This is a genomic window from Streptomyces sp. NPDC017936 (assembly GCF_044328485.1).
Taxonomy (GTDB): domain Bacteria; phylum Actinomycetota; class Actinomycetes; order Streptomycetales; family Streptomycetaceae; genus Streptomyces.
The window spans coordinates 495943-506597 of the sequence record NZ_JBIRHK010000001.1 but is presented as its reverse complement, the minus strand read 5'-3'; the positions used below and the strand labels follow the sequence as shown (position 1 = coordinate 506597).

At 75.2% G+C, this 10655-nt stretch carries 7 protein-coding genes and 1 pseudogene; 7 read left to right on the top strand and 1 reads right to left on the bottom strand.

Annotated elements, in window-relative coordinates:
* Nucleotides 1–137 precede the first annotated feature (137 nt).
* A complete protein-coding gene (locus ACH4F6_RS02030) occupies nt 138–1886 on the top strand; it encodes an immunity 49 family protein (RefSeq protein ID WP_397957888.1) in 1749 nt (582 codons plus the stop codon).
* Between the two features lie 26 nt (nt 1887–1912).
* Nucleotides 1913–2323, top strand: a complete 411-nt coding sequence (locus ACH4F6_RS02025; protein WP_397957887.1) for a hypothetical protein — start codon at nt 1913–1915, stop codon at nt 2321–2323.
* Between the two features lie 523 nt (nt 2324–2846).
* Here ACH4F6_RS02025 and ACH4F6_RS02020 read toward each other — a convergent pair.
* Nucleotides 2847–3890 (bottom strand): annotated as a pseudogene (locus tag ACH4F6_RS02020) (immunoglobulin-like domain-containing protein); the annotation flags it as partial.
* Between the two features lie 170 nt (nt 3891–4060).
* On the opposite strand from ACH4F6_RS02020, the gene ACH4F6_RS02015 reads away from it, so the two are divergent.
* The 5 genes from ACH4F6_RS02015 (at nt 4061) to ACH4F6_RS01995 (ending at nt 10575) form a co-directional block, all read left to right on the top strand.
* Complete coding sequence (locus ACH4F6_RS02015; protein ID WP_397957886.1) at nt 4061–4720, top strand: beta-glucanase; 660 nt, start codon at nt 4061–4063, stop codon at nt 4718–4720.
* A gap of 140 nt (nt 4721–4860) precedes the next feature.
* Nucleotides 4861–5058 (top strand): hypothetical protein, encoded by a 198-nt coding sequence (locus ACH4F6_RS02010; RefSeq protein WP_397957884.1) that lies wholly within the window; start codon nt 4861–4863, stop codon nt 5056–5058.
* Nucleotides 5059–5562: 504 nt separating this feature from the next.
* Entirely contained in the window at nt 5563–8937 is a 3375-nt protein-coding gene (locus ACH4F6_RS02005; RefSeq protein WP_397957882.1) for a pyruvate carboxylase, read from the top strand.
* Between the two features lie 300 nt (nt 8938–9237).
* On the top strand, nt 9238–9792 hold the full coding sequence (locus ACH4F6_RS02000; protein ID WP_397957881.1) for a hypothetical protein: 555 nt from the start codon (nt 9238–9240) through the stop codon (nt 9790–9792).
* 60 nt (nt 9793–9852) lie between these two features.
* Nucleotides 9853–10575 (top strand): FAD binding domain-containing protein, encoded by a 723-nt coding sequence (locus ACH4F6_RS01995; RefSeq protein WP_397957880.1) that lies wholly within the window; start codon nt 9853–9855, stop codon nt 10573–10575.
* Nucleotides 10576–10655 lie beyond the last annotated feature (80 nt).

The window sequence follows — 10655 nt, the reverse complement described above, 5'->3', positions numbered from 1 at the left end:
GGGCGCCCCCGGGGGGGGGGGGCCGCCCCCGCCGCCCCCCCCCCCCCCCGGCGGGGCCCCCCCCGGGGGGGGGGGGGGGGGGCCGCGGGGCGCCCCCCCCCCCCCGGGGCCCCCCGCCCCCTCCGTACAGTGATCACGTGACGCGACACGACGCACCCGACACCTCCTTGCCCTCCCTCACCGTCGCCCAGGCGGACCGCCTGCGGACCCTGACGGCCGACCACTTCGCGGCCCGGCACGGCATACGCCCGGCGGTCACGGCGGACGCCGTCGAGCACGACGGCCACCGGTACCCGCTCGCCAACCTCGCCCGCTGGTGCCGGGACGCGCCGGAGGAGACCTGGCCGGACCTCGTCGGGCAGCACTTCACCCGCCTGGAGTCCGCCTCCCGCGGCGACGAGGACGCGGAGCGACTGCTGCGCGGCACCCGGCTGCGTCTGCTGCCGCACGACGCCTTCCCGGCCGACGCCGCGGACCGGTTCCGGTACGTCCGCCCGGTGGCCGAGGACCTCGTCGTCGCCCTCGCGCTGGACGCGCCCGAGACCGTGCGCGTCCTCGGCGACAGCGACGTGGCCCGGGCCGGCCTCGACGCGCTGTGGGCCGCCGGGCGCGCGAACCTGCTCGCCGAGCCGGTCGAGCACACCCGGGTCCCCGCCCCGTCGGGAGCGCTGCTGCACTCCGTGCACGGCGACTCCCCCTTCGTCTCGAGCAAGGCGCTGGTCCTGCCGGAGCTGGTCCGGGAGGTCACCGGACGGGACCTGCCGGAGGCGGGCGCCCTCGTCGCCGTGCCGACCCGGCATCTGCTGGCCTTCCACCCGATCGTCGACGGCACGGTCGTGGACGCCGTCAACGACCTCCAGGCCTACGCCTTCGGCGCCTACCAGGACGGCCCCGGCGCGCTCACCCCGCGGCTGTACTGGTGGCACGGGGGCCGGCTGGTGTGCGTCACGGCCTTCGACCGCGACAGCCGCGTCCTGTCCGTGGTGCCGCCGCCGGAGCTGCTGGAGCTGATGAGGACCCTGCACGGCGCCGGCCGGCCGGCGTCCGCCGAGCCCGGCGTACGCACCGCGCCCGACGTGCCCGACGTCGACGGGCTCGCCCGGACCGTCGCCGAGGCGACCGAGCGGCTCACCGAGGACCCGTCCGCCTTCCCGTTCGCTCTCGAGACCGCCCTGGCCCACGCGCTGGCCCGCTGTGCCGACGACGCCGACGCGGCGGAGCTCGGGACCTGGGAGGCCTGGGTCACGGCGATGCAGATCGGCAGCGCCCTGTTCGCCACCACCCTGGTCCGCGAGGGGACGGTGGACTGCCGGATCGGCGACCGGGTCCTCGCGCTGCCCGCCACCGGCCCGGCCCCGCACGCGACCGCCCGCGCCTGGCTCGACGCCTTCTGCCTCGCCCTCGTCTGCCGCGAGGCCGCCCGGCTGAGGACCCTCGCCATGGTTCCGACGGCGGACCTGCGCCGGGCCGGTCCGGACGAGGACGACTACCTCTTCCACTGGATCGACACCCTCCAGGGCTACTTCGGGGACGTCCCCGTCGACGACGTGGTGCCCCGGCTCGTCGCCACCATGGAGACCTCCCACCCCCAGGTGGCCACCCGCACCCCGGCCGACTTCCTGAACCTCGTCGACTACCAGCCCGTCGCCGTCTTCCACCGCGTCCTCACCGGACAGCAGGACCTCTTCCCCGGGGTGCTCGCCGAGGCGCTCGCCCACCACGCCCGCTACTACGACGGATCCTCCGACCCGCGCCGCCACGTCGCGCTGGGCCCCCTCGCGATGGCCTGCCTCGCCCACGAGAGGGGCTTCCCCGTCGACACCGCCTCGCCGCACCTGCCGAAGCACCTCGTCCTGGGCTCCTGGCGCGGGGAGTTCGACACCTGACGGCGGACTTCTGGAAGGATCGGCGCATGACGTTCCCTCCCCGTACCGACGGCTCCCGGGGCGCGCCCCGGCCGGGCCGGGCGGCCCTGTCCGTGAGGTCGGCCGGTTCCTCCCTGTCCGCCGGCTCCGTCGGCAGCTTCCTGTCCGTCGGGTCCGTGGGCAGTTTCCTGTCCGTCGGGTCGGTCGGCAGTTTCCTGTCCGTCGGGTCCGTGGGCAGCGCGCTGTCCGTCGGGTCGGTCGGCAGCGTGCTGTCGGTGGTCTCGGTCGGCTCCGCCGGGTCCGTCGCCTCCGTCGGGTCCTCGCTGAGCGTGGGATCCGTCGGGTCGGCCCGCCCGCTCCCGCGGGGACGCTCCCGCGGCCGTGCCCTCGCCGCCGCCGTCGGCGTCGCGGCGGTCGGCCTGGCCCTGGTGTACGGGCGCCGCCGAGTCACCCGCTGAGCACACGACGGCCCGGTGGGCGCGCCCACCGGGCCGTGGCGTGCCGACGGCCGCGTCCGGCCGTCTCTCAGCGGCCCACGGAGACCACCCCGGCCACCTTCGCCCCGATGCCGTTGTCGTACACGACGCCCCCCGTGGACTTCTTCCAGATCCGGATCCGGAAGGCGTCCGGGGCGTCCGTGGCGGTGACGCGGAAGGCGTAGCCGTTCACGCCGTCGACCGTGCCGGAGCCCTGGAGGACGCCTTCGGAGCCCGTGACGACCAGCCGGTCGGCGGCCGTCGAGCGGAACTTCAGGCGGGCCGGGCCGAAGGCGAGGGTGACGTGGCCGGTCGGCACGGTCACGCTGCCGGCGTTCTCCAGCAGCCCGTTGGGGATCTGCACGTACGGGGAGGCGGCGGAGTCGCCCGACATGCTGAACGAGCCCCCGTGCACGCCGGTGCCGAAGCCGGGCGTGCGGACGTACGTGCCGTGGTGGCCGTGGCCGCCGGAGTCACGGGCGACGCTGCCGCCGGTCCCGTCGAAGGACCTGCCGCCGGTGCGCTGGGCGGCGTCCCAGTCGCCGTTGCCGTAGATCCTCAGGTCGGTGGCTGTCTGGTAGGACTTGTCGCCCTCCGGGGAGCGGATGACGAACGGGTCGCGCAGGCCCTTCTCGCCGAGCGACGAGGTCAGGACGGGCCTGCCGTCGTTCAGCTCGCGCCACTTCAGCGGGTCGTCGCCCTTGCTGAGCGCGAAGTGGAGCTGCTCGCCGTCGGCGGTCCCCTCGCCGGTGAAGCAGCTGAACAGGCAGCCCTTCAGGGCGGCGGGCGCGGGGAGTTCGGGGACCTTCGCGGTGAACACGCGGGTCGCCGTCGCGTCGCCCTTGGTGACGGTCGCGGTCAGTTCGACCGTGGTGGCGCCGGCGCCGTGCGCGGGCCGGTGGACCACTCCGTCCGCGGCGACCGCGTCCGGCCGCGCGGAGGCCCGGGTGACGGCGGTGCCGCGGGCGCCGGCCGACGGGAGGGTGAGGTTGCCGCGCACGTCGTCGAGGCCGTGCACGGTCAGCGCGTCGGCGGCCCGCCGGGCGGCGGTGGCGTCGGCGAAGGCCGCGAGGACCGTGACGTCGAAGGACTTGGTGGCCGTCACGGTGCCCTTCGTCAGGGTCGCCGTGAGCGTGGCGCGGCCGTCGGGCGCGCCGGCCGCGGGGCGGGTCACCTTGCCGCTGTCCGTCACCACGGACGGGGTGTCGCTGGCCCAGGTGATCGCGGAGCCGCCCGCCGTGCCGGTCCTCGGCAGGTCCAGGTCGGCGGTCACGGCGCTCGTGTCGCCGAGGCCGAGCGCGGCCCCGTCGTCGGCGACGCCCCGGGTGGCGACGGGGAGCGCGAGCTGCTCCACCTCGGCGGCCGCCAGGGCCCGGTCGTGGACGCGGAAGTCGCGCATCCGGCCCTTGAACAGCTTGTCGCCGGAGTGGACGGACCTGCCGAGGTGGTCGGCGGTGGTGGTGCCGGAGCCGATGGCGCCCGGGGTGATGGTGACGGACGTGTTGCGGGCGACCCCGACGCCGTCCTCGTACAGCACACCGGTGGGGCCGGGGGTCCTCCGCGGCCGGCGTCCCGTGACGACGCGCCCCGCACACCCGTGCCCTCCCGTCCCCCGGCCGGGCGGTTTGCCGCCCCCCGTGCCCGCGGTCCTCGCATGACGCCGGCCGGAACGGGGATGCCTCGCGCGACGCACCGCGTCCCAGGACGAGGAGGACGCCCGTGACCGACCCCTGCTTCAGAGCCGACTTCGCTTCGCCCCGGCAGTGGATCGCCGGCCGCTCGTGGGCCTATCCCGACGGCGGGCCGGTGAATCCCGGCGACAACAAACTCGACCACCTGGTGTCCGATCCCGCCTACTCCCGAAGCGGCACCTTCCGGGCCACCCGCCGCGCCGACGGACTGTGGGACAGCGGACTGCTGACCACCGAGGGCAGCGAGGAGGGCTTCACCGTCCGGGCGGGCGACCGGCTCGACGCCCGGGTCCGGCTGCCCGTCGAGACGGGGGCCTGGCCGGCGATCTGGACCTGGCGGGACGGCGACCAGGAGATCGACGTGTTCGAGTACCACCCCGACAACCCCGACCTGCTGGAACTCTCCAACCACGTACGGCGCGCCCACCGGTACCACCGCGACGAGGCCGTCCGCCCCGGCGGCTGGATCGACCTGAGCGTGCGGTTCGGCGCCGACGACGTCGTGTGGGCCCTGAACGGCCGTACCGTCTTCGCCGACCACCGGGGCGTGGGGCGGGGCTGGCACGCCTACCTCATCGTCAACCTGTCCGTATGCGCCGGCCGCTACCATCCGGCGCCCGCTCCGGACGTCACGGAGATGTCCTTCGAGGTGTCCTCCCTCACCGTGCACCGCGACGCGCGAAGCTGAACGACCCTCCCACGGCCGACGCGCCGGGGCCACCCGGGCTGCGCCGTCCGGGAGCGGGATCCTTCGAACGGCCCAGCCCGACGGGACGCGCGGCGCCGCACGCGGTCTGCTGGAGGCATGCCCGGCAGAAGGGAAGAGCCGTGTACGAGATGAAGGTGGGCCTGGCGTCGGGCGGCGGTGAGCTGGTGTGGCACGTGGTGTCCCGGCACCACCACGACAGCAGTCTGTGCGGAACCGAACTCTCGGTCGTCCGAGCGTCGTCCGCGCACGACACCGACCGCCACTGCGCCTCATGCATGGTCCGGCTCCAGGAACTGATGGACGCCGCTCGCGACTGACGACAGCCGTCCCCGGCACACCGTCCACGGTGCGGACTCCGGCCGTCGACGGCGGCCGGTCGCGAGGCCGTTCCCCCGGACCGGACCCCGCGACCCGGCGCGACCCGGAAGGGAGGCCCTGACCGTCGGCCGGCATCACCCGGGTCACCCGACCCCTGGTGCCGGCCTCCACCCACCCGGCCCGGTGCCGGCCTCCGCCCACCCGGTGCGGCCGTCCTCGTCGCCGGGGTGGACGGCCCTGTCCGCAGGGGGGCGCTCGGCGTCCGCTCCGCCTCGGCGAGCAGCGCGGGCGCCCGGTCCCGGACGGAACCGTCCGCGACCACCGGCAGCCAGGAGCCGGGCAGCCGGCCCGTGCGCCTCCCCTCGCCGTGGTCCGGGCGGCTTCCGGGGCTCCCCGCCCTCGCACGGGCGGCGGAGGAGCGGTGAGTGGCCTGACTCACATGGCACTCCGTGCCCGGCACGGACACCATGGTCCCGTCACCGGGCAGGCTGAAGGGATCCAGGATGTTCCGCAAGGTGCTGGTCGCCAACCGTGGTGAGATCGCGATCCGGGCGTTCCGCGCCGGCTACGAGCTGGGTGCGCGCACCGTCGCCGTCTTCCCCCACGAGGACCGCAACTCGCTGCACCGGCTGAAGGCCGACGAGGCCTACGAGATCGGTGAACCGGGCCACCCGGTGCGCGCCTACCTCTCCGTCGAGGAGATCGTGGCCGCGGCGCGCCGGGCGGGCGCGGACGCGGTGTACCCGGGGTACGGATTCCTCTCCGAGAACCCCGAACTGGCCCGCGCCTGCGAGGAGGCGGGCATCACCTTCGTCGGGCCGGACGCCCGCACCCTCGAGCTGACCGGCAACAAGGCCCGCGCGGTCGCCGCGGCGCGCGCCGCCGGCGTACCCGTGCTCGGCTCCTCCGCGCCCTCCAACGACGTGGACGAACTGGTGCGGGCCGCCGAGGAGATCGGCTTCCCGGTCTTCGTCAAGGCGGTCGCCGGCGGCGGCGGGCGCGGCATGCGCCGGGTGGAGGACCCCGCCCAGTTGCGCGAGTCCATCGAGGCGGCCTCCCGCGAGGCCGCGTCCGCGTTCGGCGACCCGACCGTCTTCCTGGAGAAGGCCGTCGTGGACCCGCGCCACATCGAGGTGCAGATCCTCGCCGACGGCGAGGGCGGTGTCATCCACCTCTTCGAGCGCGACTGCTCGCTCCAGCGCCGCCACCAGAAGGTCATCGAACTGGCGCCCGCGCCCGACCTCGACCCCGGACTGCGGGAGCGGATCTGCGGCGACGCGGTGCGCTTCGCCCGCGAGATCGGCTACCGCAACGCGGGCACCGTCGAGTTCCTCCTCGACCGCGACGGCAACCACGTCTTCATCGAGATGAACCCGCGCATCCAGGTCGAGCACACGGTCACCGAGGAGGTCACCGACGTCGACCTGGTCCAGGCCCAGCTGCGCATCGCCTCCGGCGAGACGCTGGCCGACCTCGGCCTGTCCCAGGACACCGTCACCCTGCGCGGCGCGGCCCTGCAGTGCCGCATCACCACCGAGGACCCCGCCAACGGGTTCCGCCCCGACACCGGCCGCATCAGCGCCTACCGCTCGCCGGGCGGCTCCGGCATCCGCCTCGACGGCGGCACCACCCACGCCGGTACGGAGATCAGCGCCCACTTCGACTCCATGCTGGTCAAGCTCACCTGCCGGGGCCGCGACTTCCAGGCCGCGATCGGCCGCGCCCGGCGCGCCGTGGCCGAGTTCCGCATCCGCGGCGTGGCCACCAACATCCCGTTCCTCCAGGCCGTCCTCGACGACCCGGACTTCCAGGCCGGACGGGTCACGACCTCGTTCATCGAGCAGCGGCCGCACCTGCTGACCGCCCGTCACTCCGCCGACCGCGGCACCAAGCTGCTCACCTACCTCGCCGACGTCACGGTCAACAAGCCGCACGGCGAGCGGCCCGACCTGGTCGACCCGGTCACCAAGCTGCCCCCGACGCCGGACGGCGAGCCGCCCGCCGGTTCCCGGCAGCGCCTGATCCACCTCGGGCCCGAGGGCTTCGCCCGCCGGCTGCGCGAGTCGCCCACCATCGGCGTCACCGACACCACCTTCCGCGACGCCCACCAGTCGCTGCTCGCCACCCGGGTCCGCACCAAGGACCTCCTCGCCTCGGCCCCGCTGGTGGCCCGCACCCTGCCCGAACTGCTCTCCCTGGAGTGCTGGGGCGGCGCCACCTACGACGTCGCCCTGCGCTTCCTCGCCGAGGACCCGTGGGAGCGGCTGGCCGCCCTGCGCGAGGTCGTCCCCAACATCTGCCTCCAGATGCTGCTGCGCGGCCGCAACACCGTCGGCTACACCCCGTACCCCACCGAGGTGACCGACGCCTTCGTGCAGGAGGCCGCCGCCACCGGCATCGACATCTTCCGCATCTTCGACGCGCTCAACGACGTCGACCAGATGCGCCCCGCCATCGACGCCGTGCGCGGGACGGGCACGGCGGTCGCCGAGGTCGCCCTCTGCTACACCTCCGACCTGTCCGACCCGAACGAGCGCCTCTACACCCTCGACTACTACCTGCGGCTCGCCGAGCGGATCGTCGAGGCCGGCGCGCACGTCCTGGCCGTCAAGGACATGGCGGGACTGCTGCGCGCCCCGGCCGCCGCCACCCTCGTCTCCGCGCTGCGCCGCGAGTTCGACCTGCCGGTGCACCTGCACACCCACGACACGGCGGGCGGCCAGCTGGCCACCTACCTCGCCGCGATCCAGGCCGGCGCGGACGCCGTCGACGGAGCCGTGGCCTCCATGGCCGGGACCACCTCGCAGCCGTCGCTGTCGGCGCTCGTCGCCGCCACCGACCACTCCGCCCGCCCCACCGGCCTCGACCTCCAGGCCGTCGGCGACCTCGAACCGTACTGGGAGGGCGTCCGCCGGATCTACGCCCCGTTCGAGGCGGGCCTCGCCTCGCCCACCGGCCGCGTCTACCACCACGAGATCCCCGGCGGCCAGCTGTCCAACCTGCGCACCCAGGCCGTCGCGCTCGGCCTCGGCGACCGCTTCGAGGAGATCGAGGCGATGTACGCCGCCGCCGACCGCATCCTCGGCCGGCTGGTCAAGGTCACCCCGTCCTCCAAGGTGGTCGGAGACCTCGCCCTGCACCTGGTCGGCGCCGGGGTGCGCCCCGAGGACTTCGAAGGGGCCCCGGACCGGTACGACATCCCCGACTCGGTCATCGGCTTCCTGCGCGGCGAACTCGGCACCCCGCCCGGCGGCTGGCCCGAGCCGTTCCGCACCAAGGCCCTCCAGGGCCGCGCCGAGCCCAAGCCCGTGACGGAGCTGACCGCCGAGGACCGCGAAGGCCTGGAGAAGACCCGCCGCACCACCCTCAACCGGCTGCTCTTCCCCGCGCCGACCCGCGAGTTCGAGACCCACCGCCAGGCCTTCGGCGACACCAGCGTCCTGGACAGCAAGGACTTCTTCTACGGGCTGCGCCCGGGCAAGGAGTACGCCGTCGACCTCGAGCCGGGCGTGCGGCTGCTGATCGAGCTCCAGGCGATCGGCGAGGCCGACGAACGCGGCATGCGCACCGTGATGTCCACCCTGAACGGCCAGCTGCGGCCCATCCAGGTCCGCGACAGGGCGGCCGCCACCGACGTCCCGGTGACCGAGAAGGCCGACCGGTCCGACCCGCGCCACGTCGCCGCGCCGTTCGCGGGCGTGGTGACGCTGGCGGTCGCCGAGGGCGACGAGGTGGAGGCCGGTGCCACCGTCGCCACCATCGAGGCGATGAAGATGGAGGCCACCATCACCGCCCCGAAGGGCGGCCGGGTGAACCGACTGGCCATCAACCGGATCCAGCAGGTGGAGGGCGGCGACCTCCTGGCCGAGATCGGCTAGCCGCCTCCCGCCCGACGGCGGCCGCGGACCGGTTCCCCGGTCGGCGACCACGAACCGGCCGCCGTCGGTCGCCGGCCGCGGACTGGTTCCTGTCGGTCGTCGGCCGCGGACCGGTTCCCGTCCGCCGTCGGCCGCGGACCGGTTCCCGTCGGTCGCCGGCCGCGCCCTGGGTTCCGTGGCGGACCGGTACAGCCCGCGCACCCGCGGCCGGTCGGCCTCGGTGGCACAGGACCGCACCCGTACGCCCTCCGGCAGGGCGGGCGCCGTGTCCGCGGCGGGGTCCACGGGCCGGCGCGGCACGTGGTGGCGCCGTACGACGGACCGGCCCCGGGCGCGGATCAGACCGGTGTCGAGCGTGGGGCGCACGTTCAGGTGCAGGTGCACCACGGCGCGCCGCGCGCCGTTCTCGCGCGCCTTGCGCACCGCGCGGGCCTCCAGCGCGTCGAAGACCAGCTGCCCGGCCTCCTGATGGCCGGGCAGGGCGTAGGGGTCGACGTCGATGCGCTCACCGCCCGACTCGTCCCCCAGCAGCCCGTGGGCCACCAGCCGGTCGCCCTCGAGGACCAGCCAGGAGTCCTGCGCGAGATCGGTGCGCGGGCGCTTCAGGTCCGCCTCGACGGTGCGCAGATCCGTCTCGGGACGGCCGATCCCCACGAGGTCGATCGCGTTGAGCAGGTCGGTGACGGCGGGCGCGTCACCGAGGGCGGCGGGACGCAGGACGGAGGACGGCGGGCCGGGGTCCGGGGCGGGACGCCGGGCCGCAACGGCATTCCCGGCACGAGGGGGCGCATGGACGAAGGGCGTGTGCTCTGTATGCGCCCCCGTCGGCACGGGCACAATCCGGTCAGCCGGTGATCGCACGGCGGAAGACCGGCTTCCGTACCGTCGACTTCCCGGGAAGGCAGGTCGGTTGTCGTGTTGGTGCGTCTTCCCACCTCCGTGTCCGAAGCGCAGCAGTGTCTCGCCGAGGGCGCCGTGCCGATCGGCGGGGCGAGCCTCGTGTGGGCGACCTGGCAGCGGGACGGCTTCCCCGAACTGGCCGTGTCCCTGCGGCAGGTGCCCGAGGCCAACGTGATCGGGCACGGGACGCTCGGCGCGGCCGTGGTGCTGCACCGGATCGACGACACCGTGCCGGAGGTGCTGCGGCGGGCGGCCGCCACGGTGGGCACGGGAGCGGTGCGCCGCACCGCCACGGTCGGCGGCAACATCGTCGGCAGCACCCTGCGCTGTCTGCTGCCCGCCGCGCTCGTCCTCGACGCCCGGGCCACGGTGCTGGAACCCGACGGCGTCCATGAGGCGGATCTCGCCGAAGTCGTCGCCAAACGGCCCCTCCTGCTGGGCATCCACTGGCAGGACCCCCTGGCCAGCGGCTACCGCAAGCTGGCCGCCGAAGCGGGCGGTCCGCCGCCCTTCGTGGTCGCCGCCGCCGTCCACGCCGACGGCGCGGGGCGCAGGCTGCTGCGCGTGGCCGTCCGCGACGGCTACGAGGTGCTCAGCGCGAGCACTCCCGGCGACGAGGGGACCGGACCGGCTCTCGACGCCCTGGAGCGGACGGACATCGGGGCGCTGCACGCTCAGGACCGGGACGCCGTCCGCGAAGTGGTCACCGACGTCCTGCACCGCGCCGCGGCCGCCTGACACCGCGCGCCCGCCCGTCCGTCCGGCCCAGCGCCGCCCGACACCGCGCGTCAGCGCCGCGCCTGACATCCTGCCTCCAC